Annotated in this window: 19 protein-coding genes; 13 read left to right on the forward strand and 6 right to left on the reverse strand. The window is 60.1% G+C overall.

The features are described from left to right. The first annotated feature begins 43 nt into the window (after positions 1-43). The 3 genes from AC6CIA_RS16925 to AC6CIA_RS16935 all read left to right on the forward strand — a co-directional run bounded on the left by AC6CIA_RS16925 (position 44) and on the right by AC6CIA_RS16935 (position 3,686). On the forward strand, positions 44-1,102 hold the full coding sequence (locus AC6CIA_RS16925) for a PA0069 family radical SAM protein (RefSeq protein WP_498313591.1): 1,059 nt from the start codon (positions 44-46) through the stop codon (positions 1,100-1,102). Positions 1,103-1,328: 226 nt separating this feature from the next. Beyond that, a complete protein-coding gene (locus AC6CIA_RS16930; RefSeq protein WP_339529528.1) occupies positions 1,329-2,060 on the forward strand; it encodes a carbonic anhydrase in 732 nt (243 codons plus the stop codon). Between the two features lie 84 nt (positions 2,061-2,144). Further along, on the forward strand, positions 2,145-3,686 hold the full coding sequence (locus AC6CIA_RS16935) for a SulP family inorganic anion transporter (protein WP_498313593.1): 1,542 nt from the start codon (positions 2,145-2,147) through the stop codon (positions 3,684-3,686). Positions 3,687-3,939: 253 nt separating this feature from the next. Here AC6CIA_RS16935 and AC6CIA_RS16940 read toward each other — a convergent pair whose 3' ends face one another. Continuing rightward, complete coding sequence (locus tag AC6CIA_RS16940) at positions 3,940-4,587, reverse strand: hypothetical protein (protein ID WP_339529526.1); 648 nt, start codon at positions 4,585-4,587, stop codon at positions 3,940-3,942. Positions 4,588-4,953: 366 nt separating this feature from the next. Here AC6CIA_RS16940 and coxB point away from each other — a divergent pair, with 366 nt between their 5' ends. The 4 genes from coxB to AC6CIA_RS16960 are packed head-to-tail and all read left to right on the forward strand — an operon-like array spanning position 4,954 to position 9,224. Further along, positions 4,954-6,081 (forward strand): cytochrome c oxidase subunit II, encoded by a 1,128-nt coding sequence (coxB, locus tag AC6CIA_RS16945; RefSeq protein WP_498313595.1) that lies wholly within the window; start codon positions 4,954-4,956, stop codon positions 6,079-6,081. A gap of 58 nt (positions 6,082-6,139) precedes the next feature. Continuing rightward, positions 6,140-7,729, forward strand: a complete 1,590-nt coding sequence (gene ctaD / locus AC6CIA_RS16950; RefSeq protein WP_339529524.1) for a cytochrome c oxidase subunit I — start codon at positions 6,140-6,142, stop codon at positions 7,727-7,729. 21 nt (positions 7,730-7,750) lie between these two features. Further along, the gene (locus AC6CIA_RS16955) at positions 7,751-8,302 is read left to right on the forward strand and encodes a cytochrome c oxidase assembly protein (protein ID WP_498313597.1); all 552 of its coding nucleotides are present in this window, start codon (positions 7,751-7,753) and stop codon (positions 8,300-8,302) included. A gap of 34 nt (positions 8,303-8,336) precedes the next feature. Further along, positions 8,337-9,224 (forward strand): cytochrome c oxidase subunit 3, encoded by an 888-nt coding sequence (locus tag AC6CIA_RS16960; RefSeq protein WP_339529522.1) that lies wholly within the window; start codon positions 8,337-8,339, stop codon positions 9,222-9,224. Positions 9,225-9,246: 22 nt separating this feature from the next. On the opposite strand, the gene AC6CIA_RS16965 is transcribed toward AC6CIA_RS16960, so the two are convergent. Next, positions 9,247-9,450 carry a twin transmembrane helix small protein gene (locus tag AC6CIA_RS16965; RefSeq protein WP_084378431.1) on the reverse strand — a complete coding sequence of 68 codons (204 nt, stop codon included), beginning with the start codon at positions 9,448-9,450 and terminating at the stop codon, positions 9,247-9,249. 84 nt (positions 9,451-9,534) lie between these two features. Here AC6CIA_RS16965 and AC6CIA_RS16970 point away from each other — a divergent pair, with 84 nt between their 5' ends. Genes AC6CIA_RS16970 through AC6CIA_RS16990 form a run of 5 tightly spaced genes read left to right on the forward strand, consistent with a single transcriptional unit; the run spans position 9,535 to position 13,443 of the window. Then, positions 9,535-10,275 carry an SURF1 family protein gene (locus tag AC6CIA_RS16970; RefSeq protein WP_498313599.1) on the forward strand — a complete coding sequence of 247 codons (741 nt, stop codon included), beginning with the start codon at positions 9,535-9,537 and terminating at the stop codon, positions 10,273-10,275. Continuing rightward, a complete protein-coding gene (locus tag AC6CIA_RS16975) occupies positions 10,241-10,834 on the forward strand; it encodes a PA_0111/PP_0108 family redox-active disulfide protein (protein ID WP_339529519.1) in 594 nt (197 codons plus the stop codon). The genes AC6CIA_RS16970 and AC6CIA_RS16975 overlap by 35 nt, the downstream gene beginning before the upstream one ends. Positions 10,835-10,844: 10 nt before the next feature. Further along, positions 10,845-11,924 carry a COX15/CtaA family protein gene (locus tag AC6CIA_RS16980; RefSeq protein ID WP_498313601.1) on the forward strand — a complete coding sequence of 360 codons (1,080 nt, stop codon included), beginning with the start codon at positions 10,845-10,847 and terminating at the stop codon, positions 11,922-11,924. Continuing rightward, on the forward strand, positions 11,912-12,811 hold the full coding sequence (gene cyoE / locus AC6CIA_RS16985; protein ID WP_339529517.1) for a heme o synthase: 900 nt from the start codon (positions 11,912-11,914) through the stop codon (positions 12,809-12,811). Before AC6CIA_RS16980 ends, cyoE begins: the two co-directional genes overlap by 13 nt. Continuing rightward, a complete protein-coding gene (locus AC6CIA_RS16990; protein ID WP_498313604.1) occupies positions 12,808-13,443 on the forward strand; it encodes an SCO family protein in 636 nt (211 codons plus the stop codon). Before cyoE ends, AC6CIA_RS16990 begins: the two co-directional genes overlap by 4 nt. A 133-nt stretch (positions 13,444-13,576) precedes the next feature. Here the strand turns inward: AC6CIA_RS16990 and AC6CIA_RS16995 are convergent, their stop codons facing one another. Genes AC6CIA_RS16995 through AC6CIA_RS17005 form a run of 3 tightly spaced genes read right to left on the reverse strand, consistent with a single transcriptional unit; the run spans position 13,577 to position 16,078 of the window. Then, positions 13,577-14,347: a MetQ/NlpA family ABC transporter substrate-binding protein gene (locus AC6CIA_RS16995; RefSeq protein WP_498313606.1), complete on the reverse strand. Its 771-nt coding sequence runs from the start codon at positions 14,345-14,347 to the stop codon at positions 13,577-13,579. Between the two features lie 49 nt (positions 14,348-14,396). Continuing rightward, positions 14,397-15,071, reverse strand: coding sequence for a methionine ABC transporter permease (locus AC6CIA_RS17000; RefSeq protein ID WP_498313608.1), 675 nt, complete (start codon positions 15,069-15,071; stop codon positions 14,397-14,399). After that, a complete protein-coding gene (locus AC6CIA_RS17005; protein WP_339529513.1) occupies positions 15,071-16,078 on the reverse strand; it encodes a methionine ABC transporter ATP-binding protein in 1,008 nt (335 codons plus the stop codon). The genes AC6CIA_RS17000 and AC6CIA_RS17005 overlap by 1 nt, the downstream gene beginning before the upstream one ends. Before the next feature lie 266 nt (positions 16,079-16,344). On the opposite strand from AC6CIA_RS17005, the gene katE reads away from it, so the two are divergent. Next, entirely contained in the window at positions 16,345-18,486 is a 2,142-nt protein-coding gene (gene katE / locus AC6CIA_RS17010) for a catalase HPII (protein WP_498313611.1), read from the forward strand. 80 nt (positions 18,487-18,566) lie between these two features. Here the strand turns inward: katE and AC6CIA_RS17015 are convergent, their stop codons facing one another. Beyond that, positions 18,567-19,286, reverse strand: coding sequence for a PA5502 family lipoprotein (locus tag AC6CIA_RS17015; protein WP_498313613.1), 720 nt, complete (start codon positions 19,284-19,286; stop codon positions 18,567-18,569). Positions 19,287-19,318: the final 32 nt, after the last annotated feature.

Genomic DNA, 19,318 nt, shown 5'->3' on the forward strand with positions numbered 1-19,318 from the left:
TGCGCCTCTGTACTGTATAAAAAAACAGTATAGAGGCGCTTTCATGTCCACTCCTCTGCCGCCCCGGGGGCGAGGCACCGGCACCCATCTGCACAATCGCTTCGCGCCCACCCTCAGCGTGGTCGAGGACGACGGTTGGTATCAGGAGGTCCCGCCGACCCAGGGCACCGAAGTGCGGCTTGAGACGGCGAAGACCATCATCACCCGCAACACCTCGCCCGACCTGCCGTTTGACCGCTCCATCAACCCTTATCGAGGCTGCGAGCACGGTTGCATTTATTGCTACGCAAGACCCAGCCACGCCTATTGGGACATGTCACCTGGTCTGGATTTTGAAACCCGCTTGATCGCCAAGAGCAACGCCGCCGAGGTCCTGGAACGGCAACTGTCCAAGCCGGGTTATGTGTGTGCGCCGATCAACCTGGGGGCCAACACGGATCCGTACCAGCCCATCGAGCGGGAGCACACGATCACCCGGCAAATCCTGCAAGTGCTGCTGCGCTACCGGCATCCGGTGACGATTATTACCAAGGGCTCGCTGATCCTGCGCGATCTTGATCTGCTGACGGAACTGGCTCGGCAACGTCTGGTGGCGGTGATGATCAGCCTTACCAGCCTGGACGATGAGCTCAAGCGCATTCTGGAACCCCGGGCGGCAGCGCCCAAGGCCAGGTTGCGGGCCATTCGGGTGATGCGTGAAGCGGGGATCCCGGTGGGCGTGCTGTGTTCGCCGATGATTCCGATGATCAACGACAGCGAGTTGGAAAGCCTGCTGGCCGAGGCCCACGCTGCTGGCGCGCAGAGCGCGGCCTACATGATGTTGCGCCTGCCGCTCGAGGTGGCGCCGCTGTTCGAGGAATGGCTGGCGGCCCATTATCCGCAACGCGCGGCCCATGTGATGAGTCTGGTGCGCCAGGTGCGTGGTGGTGAGGTGTATGACAGTCGTTTCGGTATACGCATGCGCGGTGAAGGGCCATTCGCCGATCTGCTGGCGCAACGCTTTGCCAAGGCGATCAAGCGTTTGGGGCTTAATCGCCGGGAAGGTTTTAACCTGGATTGCACGGCGTTTTGTCCCCCCGGCAGGCAGATGGCATTGTTGTAGACTGGCGCAAATGCGTGCTCTTGGCAGCGCGGATAGTCGCGTTTTGATATCAATGAAACCCGCGAGATAGAGCGGTTTATTCAGTTTGAGTTAAGTTTCGGCGGATACCTTGTTCATCGAGTGACTAACGAGTCGGCGTCGCTGGGTGAGTGGTTTTCAACTATTTCGCTGGCGATGTGTCGAACTGAACGGGAAGACTCCCCCGCTCCAACCAAGAGGATGAATCATGAGTGACAAGGATAAACAGCCGTTGGCTGCGTCGGCTTCAGCCCCTCACCAGGCGGAGTCCGCCGATGCAGCGCTGCAACATATCGTTGATGGTTTTATGCATTTCCATAACGAGGTCTTTCCCCAGCAGGAAGAACTCTTCAAGAAACTCGCCACGGCCCAGAGCCCGAGGGCGATGTTTATCACCTGCGCCGATTCGCGCATCGTTCCAGAACTGATTACCCAGAGTTCCCCCGGCGACTTGTTCGTGACCCGTAATGTCGGCAACGTGGTGCCACCCTACGGGCAAATGAACGGCGGTGTTTCCACGGCCATCGAGTACGCGGTACTGGCCTTGGGCGTGCAGCACATCATTGTGTGTGGCCACTCCGATTGCGGCGCCATGCGCGCGGTGCTCAATCCCCAGAGCCTGGAGAAAATGCCGACCGTCAAGGCCTGGCTGCGCCACGCCGAGGTCGCCAAGACCATGGTCCAGGACAACTGCGACTGCGCCAATGAAGGCGAAAGCATGAAGGTGCTGACCGAAGAGAACGTCATCGCTCAGTTGCAGCATTTGCGCACCCACCCGTCGGTGGCGTCGCGCATGGCCAACGGTCATTTGTTTATCCACGGCTGGATCTACAACATCGAGACCAGTGAAATTCGGGCCTACGATGCGGATCTGTCGGCGTTCCGACCGTTGAGCGGCACCGATTCGATCCCTTCGGCGACGCCTAAAGCGCGCTTCTAAAACCCTTCCCCGCCGGGTAACGCGATGGCTGCCATAACGCAGCCAGGCGTTGTCACGCCCGGCGAATGCCTCGGGAGAGTCATTATGCGTGCTGCTCAATTGAAAGCTGTATTGCCACGGGAGCTGTTAGCGTCCGTGGTGGTGTTTCTGGTCGCCCTGCCATTGTGCATGGGGATCGCCATCGCTTCGGGCATGCCACCGGCCAAAGGCTTGATCACTGGGATCATCGGTGGCCTGGTGGTCGGTTGGATGGCGGGATCGCCACTGCAAGTCAGCGGCCCCGCAGCCGGTCTGGCGGTGTTGGTTTTCGAGCTGGTGCGCCAGCATGGCATGCTCATGCTCGGGCCGATCCTGCTGCTGGCGGGCTTCCTGCAACTGGTCGCCGGACGCTTGCGGCTCGGCTGCTGGTTCCGCGTGACCGCCCCGGCGGTGGTCTACGGAATGCTGGCGGGAATCGGGGTGCTGATTGTCCTGTCGCAAGTCCATGTGATGCTGGATGCGGCACCGAAACCCTCCGGGCTGGATAACCTCGCAGGCTTCCCCGCCGCCTTGGCCGAGGCTATTCCCGCGCTGGGTGGCGGGCTCGGTTGGCAAGCCGGTTTGCTCGGGCTGTCGACGATTCTGGTGATGTGGCTGTGGGATAAATTCCGTCCGCAAAAACTGCGTTTTGTGCCGGGAGCGTTGCTCGGCGTGGGTTTGGCGACGGCGGCCAGCCTGGCGCTGGCGTTGCAGGTCAAGCGCGTTGAAGTACCGGAAAACCTCGCTGAAGCCATCGATTGGCTGCGCCCCAGCGACCTGCTGAACCTGGCTGATCCGAATCTGTTGATCGCAGCCTTCGCGGTGGCCTTTATCGCCAGCGCCGAAACCCTGCTGTCAGCAGCGGCGGTTGACCGTATGCACAGCGGCCAGCGCTCGGATTTCGACAAGGAATTGTCCGCCCAGGGCGTAGGCAACATGCTGTGTGGTCTGGTCGGAGCGTTGCCCATGACGGGCGTGATCGTGCGCAGCTCGGCTAACGTCCAGGCGGGTGCGACCACGCGGTTGTCAGCGATGTTCCACGGCGTGTGGCTGTTGGCTTTTGTGTTGCTGCTGTCCAGCGTGCTGCAAAGTATTCCGGTGGCAAGCCTGGCGGGTGTGCTGGTGTATACCGGGGTCAAGCTGGTGGATCTCAAGGCGTTCCGGGGGCTGGCTCGTTATGGTCGGATGCCGATGTTTACCTATGCGGCCACGGCCTTGGCCATCATCTTCAGCGACCTGCTCACGGGTGTGCTGGTGGGCTTTGGGCTGACATTGCTCAAGCTGGCATTCAAGGCCTCCCGGCTAAAAGTCAGCCTGATCGACTTGCCTCAGGAGGGCGAGATGGAGCTGCGCCTGAGCGGTGCAGCGACCTTTCTGAAAGTGCCCGCGTTGACCCAAGTATTGTCGACGGTACCCACGGGGACTACCGTGCATGTACCACTCAATAACCTGAGTTACATCGACCATTCCTGTCTGGAGCTTTTGGAGGAATGGGGCCGTGCCAATGCGGCGAAGGGCTCGACGTTGGTGATTGAGGCGCGAGGCTTGAAGCGCAGGTTGGAAGGCCGGGTGCGGACGAACACCGGGATTGGCTCGGCGGCCGCCTGAACCCCTCGCTCCTGCAGCATAGTTATCTACACAATTTGAGCAGATAGGGCTGTTGTGGCGAGCGGGCTTGTCCCGCGTTGGACTGCGAAGCCGTCCCAAAATCAGCCGCTACGGAGTATTTGATACACCGCATTCGGCTTACTGGGGCTGCTTCGCAGCCCTACGCGGGGCAAGCCCGCTCGCCACGGGGAAACTCACCAGATTCTGAACGTTGTGTAGAGCCCTATGCTCCTACAGGAGCGTGATCGGGAAATTACGCTGGCTGATCCAGCTCCAACTCCACGCCGAGCTGTCGCGACAGGCACGGCCAGCGCTTCCACGCCGCTTCGGTGTCGGGGCTCTTGAGCGTGTCGCGATAGGCTTCAACCGACTCCAGGGCAAAGCTGTCCTCGTCGAGCATTTCATCGACCGCCAGGTGTACGGCTTCATCCAATTGGTTGGCAAAGTCTTCGCCGATCAACTGATGCGCGATCAGATTGGCGACGGTGGTATCCGCTGGAATCAGCGGCTGACTGAAGTGCTTGATATACAAATCGTTCACCTCTTCTACCAGCCTGTGGGCCAGGTAAGCCTCATCCAGCAAGCTGTCCAGGCCTTCATGGCCGGCGAGGATCGCAGGGGGTTGCAGGAAGAAATGTTCGGCAATTTTCAGCACTGGTTTTATCTGGCTTTCAATACCCGCTTCGCGGGCGACTTCATTGGCGGCATCCAGCAAGTCCGGGACCAGATCGATGTAGGCCGCGACGAAGCGCGTCATCACCCCGTTACGATCCTGTTCAGCCAGTGAAATGGACGAATGCAGATGGGGCAATTTTGCTTCCAGCTGCCGGGCAAGCTGGTGAGTGCTGGCTTCGTGTTGATGGGCACGGGAAATCTGCTCGCGCAATGCGGCGGTGTTCATGAAAGCTCCAGAAATACAGGCACGGGAAAGGGGACTGCATAAGGTAGCTCGTTTATACGGGCCCCTCAGACGCATTTGTCATAATTATTTCATGCTTATGTGCGTTCGCTATATCGAAATGCCATCGTTCGTCGGATAGGCGTTCAATCCCTTGTCTGATCTGCACCGTTGGTCATTTTTTATTGATTTGCCCTCCCACATTGCGGGGTCGCAGTCGCTGGCTATACTCGGGTTTGTACGCGATTAGCTGATGACGCCCGACTGCATAAGCAGGCAAGGCTTGGCGGATGCAAGCAGTTTGGAAGCCGCCCCCTTGGCCGCAGGTGCACACCGGCGGGATAACAAGAACGATAAGGGGAACCCGCAATGACGCGACATCCACATGTTTGGATGGGCCTACTCTTGTGGTCAGTATTCAGCCAGGCGCAGGCCGCCTGGACGGTGAATATGGCGCCAGGGGCCACTGAAGTCAGTCACGCTGTGTTCGATTTGCACATGACCATATTCTGGATCTGTGTGGTGATCGGCATCATCGTGTTTGGCGCGATGTTCTGGTCGATGATTGTCCATCGACGCTCCACCGGTCAGGTGGCGGCCAAGTTTCACGAGAGCACCACGGTGGAAATCCTCTGGACCGTCGTGCCCCTGCTGATTCTGGTAGCCATGGCCATTCCGGCGACCAAGACCCTGATCAACATCTACGACAGCAGTGAGTCGGATATCGATATCCAGGTCACCGGCTACCAGTGGAAATGGCATTACAAATACCTGGGCCAGGACGTCGAGTTCTTCAGCAACCTGGCCACCCCCGCCGAACAGATTCAAAACAAGGCCGACAAGGGCGAGCACTACCTGCTGGAAGTCGATCAGCCATTGGTGCTGCCGGTGGGCGCCAAGGTGCGCTTCCTGGTGACTGCGGCCGATGTGATCCACTCCTGGTGGGTGCCGGCCTTCGCGGTCAAGCGCGATGCCATCCCCGGTTTCGTCAATGAAGCCTGGACCCGTGTCGAGAAGCCTGGGATCTACCGTGGCCAATGCGCCGAACTGTGCGGCAAGGACCACGGTTTCATGCCCATCGTGGTCGAGGTCAAATCCAGGGCCGACTACGACGCCTGGCTGGGCGAGCGCAAGCAGGAGGCCGCCAAGCTCAAGGAGCTGACCTCCAAAGAGTGGACGCTCGAGGAACTCGTCGCCCGTGGCGACAAGGTTTACCACACCGCTTGTGTCGCCTGTCACCAGGCTGAAGGCCAAGGCCTGCCACCGATGTTCCCGGCGCTCAAGGGCTCGAAAATTGCCACGGGGCCGAAGGAAGATCACCTGGGCATCGTCTACCACGGCAAGCCCGGCACGGCGATGGCCGCCTTCGGCAAGCAACTCTCGGAAGTCGATATTGCGGCGGTGGTGACCTACGAACGTAATGCGTGGGGCAACAACAAAGGCGACATGGTTACCCCGAAAGACGTGCTGGAACTTAAACAGGCGGAGAGCAAATGACTTTCTTCATTGCGTATTCCCTGAACCGTCCCGCCCACTCGTTTGCAGGAGAAAGGCCATGAGCACTGTGATCGATGACCACGGTCATGCCGGTGACCACGCTCACGGTCCCGCCAAGGGCCTGATGCGCTGGGTACTGACCACCAACCACAAAGACATCGGGACCATGTACCTGTGGTTCAGTTTCGCCATGTTCCTGCTCGGCGGTTCCTTCGCCATGGTGATTCGCGCCGAGTTGTTCCAGCCGGGCCTGCAGATCGTGGAGCCGGCATTCTTTAACCAGATGACCACCATGCATGGCCTGATCATGGTGTTTGGCGCGGTGATGCCGGCCTTCGTCGGCCTGGCCAACTGGATGATCCCGCTGATGATCGGTGCGCCGGACATGGCGTTGCCGCGCATGAACAACTTCAGCTTCTGGCTGCTGCCCGCGGCATTCCTGTTGCTGGTATCGACGTTGTTTTCACCGGGTGGCGGGCCGAATTTCGGCTGGACGTTCTACGCCCCGCTCTCCACCACTTACGCTCCGGAAAGCGTGACCTTTTTCATCTTCGCCATTCACCTGATGGGCGTCAGTTCGATCATGGGGGCGATCAACGTGGTCGCGACCATTCTCAACCTGCGTGCGCCGGGCATGACGTTGATGAAAATGCCGCTGTTTGTCTGGACCTGGCTGATCACCGCGTTCTTGCTGATCGCGGTGATGCCGGTGCTGGCTGGGTGCGTGACGATGATGTTGATGGACATTCACTTCGGCACCAGCTTCTTCAGCGCCGCCGGCGGGGGGGATCCGGTGTTGTTCCAGCACGTGTTCTGGTTCTTCGGTCATCCCGAGGTGTACATCATGATCCTGCCGGCGTTCGGCGCCGTCAGCGCGATCATCCCGGCGTTCTCGCGCAAGCCGCTGTTCGGCTACACCTCGATGGTCTACGCCACGGCAAGCATTGCCTTCCTGTCGTTCATCGTCTGGGCCCACCACATGTTTGTGGTGGGCATTCCGTTGGTGGGCGAGTTGTTCTTCATGTACGCAACCATGCTGATCGCAGTGCCCACCGGGGTGAAGGTGTTCAACTGGGTCAGCACCATGTGGCAGGGGTCACTGACGTTCGAGACGCCGATGCTGTTTGCCGTGGCCTTTGTGATCCTGTTCACCATCGGTGGTTTTTCCGGACTGATGCTGGCCATCGCCCCGGCGGACTTCCAGTACCACGACACCTACTTTGTGGTCGCGCACTTCCATTACGTGCTGGTGCCGGGGGCGATCTTCGGGATCTTCGCCTCGGCGTACTACTGGCTGCCGAAATGGACCGGCCACATGTACGACGAAACCCTGGGCAAGCTGCATTTCTGGTTGTCATTCGTGGGGATGAACATGGCGTTCTTCCCGATGCACTTCGTTGGGCTGGCGGGCATGCCGCGTCGGGTGCCGGACTATAACCTGCAGTTCGCCGACTTCAACATGGTGTCGTCGGTGGGCGCTTTCATGTTCGGCGCCACGCAGATTTTCTTTCTGTTCATCGTCATCAAATGCATCCGCGGCGGTCAGCCGGCGGCGGCCAAACCCTGGGATGGCGCCGAGGGGCTGGAATGGAGCGTCCCCTCGCCCGCGCCGTACCACACCTTCACCACCCCGCCGGAGGTCAAATGAATATCCGGAAGGGAGGCGCCCATGGCTGAACCCCTGCCGACCAGACGCCTGATTACGCGCCTGTTGATCCTGGTGCTGGCGATGTTCGCTTTCGGCTTTGCCCTGGTGCCGATCTATGACGTGATGTGCAGCGCGTTTGGCATCAACGGCAAGACGGCCGGGCAGTACCAGGGCTCGCAGGTGGTCGATCAGTCGCGGCAGGTGCGGGTGCAGTTTCTGTCCACCAATGCAGTGGATATGGTCTGGGAGTTTCATTCCACGGCTGACGAAGTGGTGGTCAATCCCGGCGCGGTCAACGAGATGGTGTTTGTCGCCTTCAACCCCACCGACAAACCGATGACGGCGCAGGCGATCCCGAGTATTTCCCCGGCGGAAGCGGCGATGTACTTCCACAAGACCGAGTGTTTCTGCTTTACCCAGCAAGTGCTGCAGCCAGGGGAGCGGATCGAGATGCCAGTGCGCTTCATTGTCGACCGCGACATGCCCTTGAATGTGAAGCACTTGACCCTGGCTTACACGCTGTTCGATATCACCGCGCGCCAACCGCCCGTGGCTGTCCATACCGGCGGCTAGGCGTGCCTGCGGGCTCGATTAGGAGAACGAATACATGTCGAATCATGATACGTACTACGTACCAGCGCAAAGTAAATGGCCGATAATTGCCACGTTCGGCATGTTGATCAGCGTGTATGGCCTGGGCCTGTGGTTCAACGACCTCAAGGCGGCACGCCCTGAATCAAATGGCCCGCTGATCTTTTTCGTCGGCGGCCTGTTGCTGGCCTACATGATGTTTGGCTGGTTCGGCGCGGTGATCAAGGAGAGCCGCGCCGGCCTCTACAGCGCGCAGATGGATCGTTCCTTTCGCTGGGGCATGTCCTGGTTCATCTTTTCCGAGGTGATGTTTTTCATCGCATTCTTTGGCGCGCTGTTTTACGTGCGCCATTTGTCCGCGCCCTGGTTGGCCGGCGAAGGATCGAAAGGCGTTGCGCATATGTTGTGGCCGAATTTCGAGTTCGCCTGGCCGCTGCTCAACAACCCGGACCCGAAACTCTTCCCCGCGCCCGAAGGCACCATCAGCCCGTGGGGCTTGCCGTTGGTCAACACCATTCTGTTGGTGAGTTCCAGCGTGACCATCACCATCGCCCACCATGCGTTGCGCAAGGGCCATCGTGGCGCGCTGAAAATCTGGCTGGCGCTCACGGTGTTGCTGGGTGTGGCATTTCTTGGGTTCCAGGTTGAGGAATACGTCCACGCCTACAAGGAGCTGGGCCTGACATTAGGCTCCGGGGTATACGGCGCGACCTTCTTCATGCTGACCGGCTTTCACGGCGCTCACGTCACCATCGGCACCATCATTCTGTTCGTGATGCTGATGCGTGTGCTGAAAGGGCATTTCAATGCCGAGCACCAGTTCGGCTTCGAGGCGGCCAGTTGGTACTGGCACTTTGTGGACGTGGTGTGGATCGGCCTGTTTTTCTTCGTTTACGTACTGTGAAGCGCTTTGTCCCGGCGCCTCGTTACCACGGGACATGGGAGACCAGTTGGCCGCTGAAGAAACCCCAGGTGATCAATGCCAGGGTGATCACGGCCAGCGTGACACGTACGGTCAAGGCAGTGACGAGGCGGTTGGAGTTGCCCTCGTCCTTGACCAGAAAAAACAAGCCACTGAACAGGCTCACAACGGTAGCGATCAGCATCAGGGCAATAGCGGCTTTGAGCATGGTCAGGCTCCTGGGCTCTTTTTGGGAGGGGCGGGCAATGAGATTCAGTATAGCCAGCGCACCAGCGACCTCTGTGGCAATGCCATGAAACGCTTTCGCCCGGGGATTGCGCCGACGCTGGTGGTGCTGGTGTTGCTGCCGCTGATGGTGAGTCTGGGGTTCTGGCAATTATCTCGGGGCCAGGAAAAACAGGCGCTGCTGGAAAACTACGCCGAGCGCAGGGCCGCGGAACCGGTGAGCGCTGAGCAATTGCAGGAAACGCTGGATCCGGCCTTTCGGCGGGTGCATCTACGTGGAGCGTTCGACGCCGAGCACAGCGTGCTGCTGGACAACCGGATGCGCGATGGCAAGGCGGGCGTGGAGTTGCTGCAACCCTTTCACGATCAGGCCAGCGGCCTCTGGCTGTGGCTCAATCGCGGCTGGCTGCCTTGGCCGGACCGGCGCGTGCCCCCCGCCTTCACCACGCCGGCGCAACCCTCGAGTCTGGAGGCGTGGGTGTATGTGGCCCCCGGCGAGACCTTTCAACTGCACGCCGATCCTGACGGCGGCGCCTGGCCGCGCTTGCTCACCGCGCTGCATCCGGCGGCCTTGTGGGCGGAGCTTGGGCGCAACGGATTGGCCTATGAGCTGCGGGCCGAAGCCGGCCCGGCGACTTACGAAACCCATTGGCCGGTAGTGGCCATGGGGCCGGAAAAACACGTGGGGTATGCCGTGCAGTGGTTCGCCATGGCGCTGGCGCTGTGCGGTCTTTACCTCTACCTCGGATGGCACAACGCAAGGGAGAAGCACCATGGGAACAGCCATGAATCCACCCAGCATGTCTGACACACGCGCCGCGCCCGACCGGCGCAAGGGGCGCTGGCAACTGATCTTGATCGTGCTGATGGTGATCGGTCCGATGGTACTGGCCACCTTTATGTACAAGTTGCAGTTCTGGGTGCCGGACGGTCGCAGTTATCACGGGCAGTTGATTGGCAACGGCCAGACCCGCGCCGATATCGGCGTCCAGGCAAACGAAGAGCGTTGGCAACTGCTGGTCACCGCCCCCACCGCCTGCGCTGCCGATTGCCAGCAACTGGTGTACCTCGCGCGCCAATTGCAGATCGGCCTCGGTCGAGATGCCTCGCGCGCCAGCCACGCCTTGGCCAGCGCGCAGCCGGTCAGTGCCGAGTACGAAGCCAAGCTGAACATCGAATACCCCCAATTGCAGCGCTACCCGCTGGCGTTGCCGGCCTTCAAGCAGAACGCCGCCGCGCCGGGAGATGCGCAACTGTGGATCGTCGATCCCCACGGCAATCTGGTATTGCGCTACGACGCCCAGGTCAAGGGCAAGGACTTGCTGAACGACCTGCGCCATCTGCTGAAACTGTCGAATATCGGATAAGGGCATCGTCATGGCCAAGCCTGGATTTCGCCTCGCGTTGTTTGCCACTTTGCTGGCGTTAGTGGTGGTGTTGCTGGGGGCCTACACCCGGCTGACCCATGCCGGCCTCGGTTGCCCGGATTGGCCAGGGTGCTACGGTTTTATCAGCGTGCCCAAGAGCGAGGCCCAACTGGCCCATGCCGAACTGCATTTCCCGGATACGCCGGTGGAGGCCGAAAAGGGCTGGAACGAGATGATTCATCGCTACGCGGCGGGCACGCTGGGGCTGCTGATCGCCCTGCTGGCCACGCGTGCCTGGACCCACCGACGTCATCCGGGGCAGCCGTTGAAGCTGCCCTTGTTTCTGCTGGCGGTGGTGTTTGCCCAGGCGATCTTTGGCATGTGGACGGTCACGCTCAAGCTCTGGCCGCAAGTGGTCACTGGGCATTTATTGGGCGGCTTTGCGACCTTGAGCCTGCTGTTTTTGCTGACGCTGCGCCTGTCCGGCGTGTTGCCGGCGTTGATCGTGCCCCGACGCTTGCAGTATTGGGCGACGGCCGGGTTGGTGCTGGTCATCGGGCAGGTCGCCCTCGGCGGCTGGGTCAGTTCCAACTATGCGGCAGTGGCCTGTATCGACTTGCCGACCTGCCACGGTGAATGGTGGCCGGCGGCAGATTTTGCCAATGGTTTTCATCTGACCCAGCACATCGGGCCCAACTACCTCGGCGGACAACTGGACAGCGAGGCCCGCACGGCGATTCATCTGACCCATCGCATGGGCGCGTTGGTGGTGACGCTGGCGCTGCTGGGGCTGGCCTGGCAACTCAAGACGGTAGGCATGACGCGCCTGGCTGGCCTGCTGCTGGTCGCGCTGGCTGCGCAAATCGCCCTGGGGCTGAGCAATGTGTACTTCCACCTGCCGCTGCCCGTGGCGGTCGCGCATAACGCAGGCGGTGCCGCGTTGCTGCTGACCCTGGTGCTGGTCAATTATCACGCGCGTACCAGCCTGGTTCGGGTGCGTCATCACGTGCCGCTCGGTTGGCGCTTCAGCCCGCGTAAACAGGTATCGGGCCTCATTACCCTCAAAGGAGAGATGCCATGGCGACCTTGACCGAGGCGCGTGACAGTCGAGCGACCTGGCGTGACTACCTGGAACTGACCAAGCCCAAAGTGGTGGTGCTGATGCTCATCACCTCCTTGGTGGGCATGTTTCTCGCCACCCGGGCCGGCGTGCCATGGCCGGTGCTGATCTTCGGCAACCTGGGCATTGCGCTGTGTGCCGGCGGCGCGGCGGCGGTCAACCATGTGGTGGACCGGCGCATTGATGCGCTGATGGCGCGTACGCACAAGCGCCCGCTGGCGGAAGGCCGTGTTTCGCCTGCCGCCGCCCTGACCTTTGCGCTGGCGCTGGCGGTGGCAGGATTGGCGTTGCTGCTGACGTTCACCAATCCCTTGGCGGCATGGCTGACGCTGGCTTCGCTGCTGGGTTACGCGGTGATCTATACCGGCTTTCTCAAGCGTGCGACGCCGCAAAATATCGTGATTGGCGGCCTTGCCGGCGCGGCGCCGCCGTTGCTGGGCTGGGTCGCGGTGACCGGTCATGTCAGCGCGGAGCCATTGTTGCTGGTGCTGATCATCTTCGCCTGGACGCCGCCGCACTTCTGGGCCCTGGCGATTCATCGCAAGGAGGAATATGCCAAGGCTGATATTCCGATGCTGCCGGTGACCCACGGCGAGCACTACACCAAGGTGCATATCCTGCTGTACACCTGTGTGTTGCTGGCTGTGAGTCTGATGCCTTATGTCATCCACATGAGCGGATTGTTATACCTGGGATCTGCGTTGGTCCTGGGCGGGCGCTTTCTGCAATGGGCCTGGGTGCTGTACCGTGGCAGTCGGCCGCACGCGGCGATCAACACCTTCAAGTACTCTATCTGGTACCTGTTCCTGCTGTTTATCGCGCTGCTTGTAGATCACTACTTACTGTTGAACCTATGACTCGAACTCAAAAAACTGTCTTTATTCTGGTGGCCCTTGTGGCATTGGTCATGGGCCTGACCGTCAACAAAGTACTGTCCGGCAAAGGCCAGGGTGATCCAACGGCGTTGATCGACGCGGGCATTATCCTGCTGCCGCAAAGTCGTCAGTTACCGCCTGTGACCATGACCAACCAGGACGGCCAGCCGGTGCTGGTCAGCGAGTTGAAAGGCAAGTGGAGCCTGTTGTTCTTTGGCTACACCTTCTGCCCGGACATCTGCCCGACCACCCTCGCCCAACTGCGGCAGATCAAGAGTGAACTGCCCAAGGACGTTGTGGATAAGTTGCAGGTGGTTTTGGTCAGCGTTGACCCGCATCGCGATACGCCGACGCAACTCAAGCAGTATCTTGGCTACTTCGACCCTCAGTTTTTGGGCCTGACCGGCGCGAACGTGGAGGAGGTGCAGAAGGTATCGAATGCGGTGAGTATTCCGTTCATTCCGGCGGACACCAGCAAGCCCAACTACACCGTAGACCACAGCGGCAACCTGGCGCTGATCGGGCCGGACGGGACGCAGCGTGGATTTATCCGTGCGCCGCTGAATAACCAGAAGCTGGTGGCGCAGTTGCCGGGGTTGTTGCAGCGTAACTAAGCCGAGCGGGCATAAATGTGGGAGCGGGCTTGCTCGCGATGACGGCGTGTCAGTCACCTTATACGTGTCTGATACACCACAATCGCGAGCAAGCCCGCTCCCACATTTTGATCTCCAGGGGCTTGGAGATCGATCAGAACGCGGGCTTGACCGCGCCTTTGTACTTATCTTCGATGAATTTTTTCACTTCAGGCGTGTGCAGGGCTGCGACCAGCTTCTTCACGGCGTCCGAATCCTTGTTGTCCTCGCGGGTCACCAGGATGTTGACGTAAGGCGAGTCGCTGCCTTCGATCGCCAGGGCGTCCTTGGCAGGGTCCAGCTTGGCTTCGAGGGCGTAGTTGGTGTTGATCAGTGCCAGATCGACCTGGGTCAGTACGCGTGGCAGCGTGGCGGCTTCCAGTTCGCGGAACTTGAGGTTTTTCGGGTTGGCGGTGATGTCCTTGATGGTCGACAGGATGTCTGTCGGGTTCTTCAAGGTGATCAGGCCGTTCTTGGCCAGCAGCAACAGTGCGCGGCCGCCGTTGGTGGCGTCGTTCGGGATCACCACGTTGGCGCCGCTTGGCAGCTCGTCCAGGGTCTTGTACTTGCTGGAGTAGGCGCCCAGGGGTTCCAGATGCACGCCGGCAACGCTCACCAGGTGCGTGCCCTTGGCCTTGTTGAACTCATCCAGGTACGGCTGGTGTTGGAAAAAGTTGGCATCCAGGCGTTTTTCGGCCACTTGCACGTTCGGTTGAACGTAGTCGGTAAAGACTTTGACGTTCAGCTCCACGCCTTCCTTGGCCAGTGCTGGCTTGACGAACTCAAGGATCTCGGCGTGCGGCACCGGTGTGGCGGCGACCGTCAGGGTCTCGGCGTGGGCGGAAAACGCGGCAACGGCGGCGAAAGCAACCAGTAGTTTTTTCATCCAACAAGCTCCTTGTTCGGGCAGGCCGACGTCAGGTCGGCAATGGCCGTTATTTTCGAGAGAAATGCGCCACCAGCTTGTCGCCGACGGTTTGCAGAATTTGCACCAGAACAATCAGCATCACCACAGTCACAACCATCACGTCGTCCTGAAAGCGCTGATAACCATAACGAATGGCCAGGTCACCCAGGCCACCGGCACCGACCACGCCGGCCATGGCGGTATACCCGACCAGGGCGATGGCCGTGACGGTGATTGCGGCGATGATGCCGGGTCGTGCCTCGGGCAGCAGCGCTTTGACGATGATCTGCCGGGTCGTCGCGCCCATGGCTTGCGTGGCTTCGATGATGCCGCGATCGACTTCGCGCAGGGCGGTTTCCACCAGGCGCGCGAAGAATGTCGAGGCACCGACCACCAGCGGTGGAATCGCCCCCGCCACACCCAGGGAGGTTCCCGTAAGAAAGACAGTGGTGGGAATCATCACAATCAGCAGGATGATAAAAGGCAGGGAACGTATGGCGTTAACCACAAAGGCCAGTATCGAATAAGTGGCTTTCTGTTCCAGCAACTGTCGCGGGCTGCACAGAAACAGCAGCACACCCAGCGGCAGGCCGATGAGTACCGTGAAGAACAGCGAGGTGCTGAGCATCAGCATGGTGTCGCCAGTGGCAACCCAGATGTCGGCCCAGTCAACCTGGTCGAAGTAATGCAGTAAACCGTCCATTAACGCAGGATCTCCATGTGGACATCGGCCGCGGTGAAGCGAGCGAAGGCCGCTTCCATGTCACCGCCGGTAATGGCCAGGGTCAGTTGCCCGTAGGGAGTGTCTTTGATGTGGTCGATACGACCGGCCAGGATGCTGTAGTCCACGCCCGTTTCGCGGGCGACGGTCCCCAGCAGTGGCGCGTAGGTCGCGTCGCCCTGGAACGTCAGGCGCACGATGCGCCCCGGCACGTGGGCGAAGTCATTGCGCTGCTCGCCCTCATCGACCTGCTCGGCTTCTTGCACGAAGCGCTTGGTGGTCGGGTGTTTGGGGTGCAGGAACACCTCGGCCACGCTGCCTTGCTCGACGATCACGCCGGCATCCATCACCGCGACCTGGTCACACACACGGCGGATCACGTCCATCTCATGGGTGATCAGTACGATGGTCAGCTTCAACTCACGGTTGATCTCGGCCAGCAGTTGCAGAACCGACGCGGTGGTCTGCGGATCAAGCGCGCTGGTGGCTTCGTCGCACAACAGGATCTTCGGCTTGGTGGCCAAGGCGCGGGCGATGCCGACACGCTGCTTCTGGCCGCCTGATAACTGCGCCGGGTATTTCTTCGCGTGGTCCGACAGGCCGACGCGGGCGAGCAACTCAGCCACGCGTTCATCGACTTCAGCGCGCGACAACTCGCCCGCCAGTTTCAGCGGCAATGCCACGTTGTCGGCGACGGTCTTGGAGGCCAGCAGATTGAAGTGCTGGAAAATCATCCCGACCTGCTGGCGGAAACGGCGCAGGCCGTTGGCGTCCAGGGCGGTGACTTCTTCGTCATCGACCTTGATCTGGCCGCCAGTGGGCTCTTCAAGGCGGTTGATCAGACGCAGCAGGGTACTTTTTCCCGCGCCAGAGTGACCAATCAGGCCGAACACCTGGCCGTTTTCGACCCGCAGGCTGGTGGGATGCAATGCGGGAATATCCTTACCGGCGACCCGGTAAGTTTTATGGACGTTATGAAACTCGATCACGTAGCGAACCTTGTGGGGCGCATTAAAAAGGGATCAGCGGTTAGCCGGGCGCGCATTTTAGCCTGTCCGTATAGCGTTTCTTAGCATTTATTTCGCATTCAACCAGCGATTTGGCAATAACGCGATCAAAGGTCATAAAAAAGGAACGGTACAAAACCCCGCAAGTCATTACTTAAGCAACTCGATTCCCAGGTGCCGTGCCTGGGTTTTGCTCGAACAGAGCCGGGGGACCGCCTTGGCCAATGCAAGCGAGGAGTTTTTGTCTGATGAGTACTAAAAAACCTGTGGCCCCGTCCAAGAGTGAATTGGCGGGCACCGACACACTGGATCGTGGCAACACCAATACCAAGCTGCAAAGCCTGGAAACCTTCCGTTCCGACGCCACGGGCCAAGCGCTGCGAACCAATCAGGGCGTGAAAATCGCCGATAACCAGAACACCTTGAAAGTCGGATCCCGCGGCCCTTCGCTGCTCGAAGATTTCATCATGCGTGAAAAGATCACGCATTTTGACCATGAGCGGATTCCGGAGCGCATCGTCCATGCCCGGGGTACCGGCGCCCATGGTTACTTCCAGAGCTATGAAAACCATTCGGCGCTGACCAAGGCCGGGTTCCTGCGCGATCCTGCGCACAAAACCCCGGTGTTTGCGCGCTTCTCCACGGTTCAGGGCCCACGTGGCTCGGGTGATACCGTGCGCGATGTACGCGGTTTTGCCGTGAAGTTCTTCACCGAAGAAGGCAACTTCGATCTGGTGGGCAATAACATGCCGGTGTTCTTCATTCAGGATGCGATCAAGTTTCCTGACTTCGTGCATGCGGTAAAACCTGAGCCACACAACGAAATTCCTACTGGTGGCTCGGCCCACGATACATTTTGGGATTTTGTCTCGCTGCAGCCGGAGTCGGCGCACATGGTGATTTGGGCCATGTCTGACCGGGCGATTCCAAAAAGCCTACGCAGCATGCAGGGTTTTGGCGTTCACACCTTCCGCCTGATCAATGCGCAAGGCCAGTCCAACTTCGTCAAGTTCCACTGGCGCCCGACTGCAGGCACCTGTTCGTTGGTGTGGGATGAAGCGCAAAAACTTGCAGGTAAAGACACCGACTACCATCGTCGCGATCTCTGGGAAGCGATTGAGAGCGGTGATTACCCTGAGTGGGAACTGGGGGTGCAGGTGATTCCTGAAGATAAGGAACACGCGTTCGACTTCGACATCCTTGACCCTACCAAGCTGATTCCTGAAGAACTGGTGCCGATCACCCCGCTGGGCAAAATGGTGCTTAACCGCAACCCCGACAACTTCTTCGCCGAAGTCGAGCAGGTCGCGTTCTGTCCCGGGCACATCGTACCGGGCATCGACTTCTCGAATGATCCGTTGCTGCAGGGCCGGCTGTTTTCCTACACCGATACGCAAATCAGCCGACTGGGCGGGCCGAACTTTCACCAGTTGCCGATCAACCAGCCGGTGACGCCGCTCCATAACAACCAGCGCGACGCCATGCATCGCTCCACTATCGACAAGGGCCGGGCGGCTTACGAGCCAAACTCCATCGACAGCGGTTGGCCCAAGGAAACACCGCCAGCGGCGCAGGACGGTGGGTTCGAGTCCTATCCGGAGCGGATTGACGCGCACAAGATCCGTGAGCGCAGCGAGTCGTTCGGCGATCACTTTTCTCAGGCGCGGCTGTTTTTCCGCAGCATGAGCAAGCATGAACAAGAGCACATCATCGCGGCCTACAGTTTCGAGTTGGGCAAGGTGGAGCGTGAGTTTATTCGTGCCCGCCAGGTCAACGAAATTCTGGCCAATATCGATCTGGAACTGGCCAAGCGCGTTGCCCAGAATCTCGGGCTGCCAGTGCCGACCCAAGGCACGGTCCCGGAGCGTAATACCAAGCCCGAGCGCTCTCCAGCGTTGAGCCAGGCCAATTTGCTGCCGGGCGATATCAAAACCCGTAAAGTCGCGATCCTGGCCGCGAACGGCGTGGATGGCGCGGTTATTTCAGCGTTGAAAAAGGCGCTTGAAGCAGAAGGCGCACACGCCAAGTTGCTCGGGCCGACCTCGGCGCCGGTCACCACCGCCGATGGCAAGGTGCTGCCGGTGGATGCGTCCATGGAAGGCATGCCTTCTATTGCGTTCGATGCGGTGTTTGTCCCGGGCGGTGCCGATTCGGTGAAAACCCTGAGTGGGGATGGGGTCGCTCTGCATTACGTGCTGGAGGCCTACAAGCACCTGAAAGCGATTACGTTGGCCGGTGAGGCCAAGCAATTGTTGGATCTGTTGAAGCTGGAGACGGACGCCGGGTTGATCGTCGGCGGGGACGCCAAGGCGTTCAAGGCGTTCTTTGCGGCGATTGCCCAGCATCGGGTCTGGGATCGTGAGCCTAAGGCGAAGGCGATTCCGGCCTGATGCAGGGGTGATTTGCCAGGCCGCCGGTGCCTACAGTTGAAGGATATTCAGCTGTAGGCGCTGGTTTGCCTGCGCAGGCGTCATTCGACCTTGCGAGGAATCAACACCACCTGCGCCGGGATGTGTTTCAGAATCTGCCGGTGGATCTTCAGGTCGTACCCTGGATCGATTCGTTTCACCCGTTTGGTCAACAGCGTGGCCAGCCACGGGTAATCCTGGGTGCGTGGCGCCTGGATGCTGACATCACACTGATAATTCACCACATCGGTGGCAATCGCATCCAATTGATGACGAAGCTTCGAAATATCCGTGAGGTTGAGCGCGACGGTAGTGCTTTCGGCCGCCGGGTCGATGACCTTGGCGGGTGGCCGGGCTTCCGCCGCTTTCAGCGCTGCTTCGGCTTTGTCCAGTTCGGCTTTACGGGCGTGGGCAATGGCGCTATTGACGCCGCCGGTGAGGGCGGGAGCCTTGGGCATCAAGGCCCGGGCACGGCTCAATGCCGTTGCGGCAGCGTTGACATCGCCTTTTTGCAGCACGATCTGGCTGCGCTGCAAATAGGCTTCGGCCAATTGGCGTTGATAAGGCTCCAGCGCCGGGTCGTCAGGCGCCTGCGCCTGCAAGGCCGCAAGCTGGTCTTCGGCCGTGGCCAATTCGCTGCTGGCCAGGTTTTGCTCCAGCTGTGCGATGGCCGCAGCGCGCGCATCCGGAGCGCCAGGGGCGGCGGGCGGTGTGCTTTGGCAGGCGCCCAGCAGCAGTGAAAATGCGGCAAGGAGCAGATAACGGGAGGTACACGGCTTCATTCCTGCGACTCTCTAATTGCGCAAAAAACGAG

This window comes from Pseudomonas sp. GQ91 (assembly GCF_059758795.1).

Coding starts and splice junctions, on each gene's coding strand:
- AC6CIA_RS17000 (WP_498313608.1), bottom strand. CDS start 15,071: ATGGACGGTTTACTGCATTACTTCGACCAGGTTGACTGGGCCGACATC.
- coxB (WP_498313595.1), top strand. CDS start 4,954: ATGACGCGACATCCACATGTTTGGATGGGCCTACTCTTGTGGTCAGTA.
- AC6CIA_RS16940 (WP_339529526.1), bottom strand. CDS start 4,587: ATGAACACCGCCGCATTGCGCGAGCAGATTTCCCGTGCCCATCAACAC.
- AC6CIA_RS16930 (WP_339529528.1), top strand. CDS start 1,329: ATGAGTGACAAGGATAAACAGCCGTTGGCTGCGTCGGCTTCAGCCCCT.
- AC6CIA_RS16990 (WP_498313604.1), top strand. CDS start 12,808: ATGACTCGAACTCAAAAAACTGTCTTTATTCTGGTGGCCCTTGTGGCA.
- cyoE (WP_339529517.1), top strand. CDS start 11,912: ATGGCGACCTTGACCGAGGCGCGTGACAGTCGAGCGACCTGGCGTGAC.
- AC6CIA_RS16960 (WP_339529522.1), top strand. CDS start 8,337: ATGTCGAATCATGATACGTACTACGTACCAGCGCAAAGTAAATGGCCG.
- AC6CIA_RS16975 (WP_339529519.1), top strand. CDS start 10,241: ATGGGAACAGCCATGAATCCACCCAGCATGTCTGACACACGCGCCGCG.
- AC6CIA_RS16995 (WP_498313606.1), bottom strand. CDS start 14,347: ATGAAAAAACTACTGGTTGCTTTCGCCGCCGTTGCCGCGTTTTCCGCC.
- AC6CIA_RS16935 (WP_498313593.1), top strand. CDS start 2,145: ATGCGTGCTGCTCAATTGAAAGCTGTATTGCCACGGGAGCTGTTAGCG.
- AC6CIA_RS16955 (WP_498313597.1), top strand. CDS start 7,751: ATGGCTGAACCCCTGCCGACCAGACGCCTGATTACGCGCCTGTTGATC.
- AC6CIA_RS16925 (WP_498313591.1), top strand. CDS start 44: ATGTCCACTCCTCTGCCGCCCCGGGGGCGAGGCACCGGCACCCATCTG.
- AC6CIA_RS16965 (WP_084378431.1), bottom strand. CDS start 9,450: ATGCTCAAAGCCGCTATTGCCCTGATGCTGATCGCTACCGTTGTGAGC.
- katE (WP_498313611.1), top strand. CDS start 16,345: ATGAGTACTAAAAAACCTGTGGCCCCGTCCAAGAGTGAATTGGCGGGC.
- AC6CIA_RS16970 (WP_498313599.1), top strand. CDS start 9,535: ATGAAACGCTTTCGCCCGGGGATTGCGCCGACGCTGGTGGTGCTGGTG.
- ctaD (WP_339529524.1), top strand. CDS start 6,140: ATGAGCACTGTGATCGATGACCACGGTCATGCCGGTGACCACGCTCAC.
- AC6CIA_RS17015 (WP_498313613.1), bottom strand. CDS start 19,286: ATGAAGCCGTGTACCTCCCGTTATCTGCTCCTTGCCGCATTTTCACTG.
- AC6CIA_RS16980 (WP_498313601.1), top strand. CDS start 10,845: ATGGCCAAGCCTGGATTTCGCCTCGCGTTGTTTGCCACTTTGCTGGCG.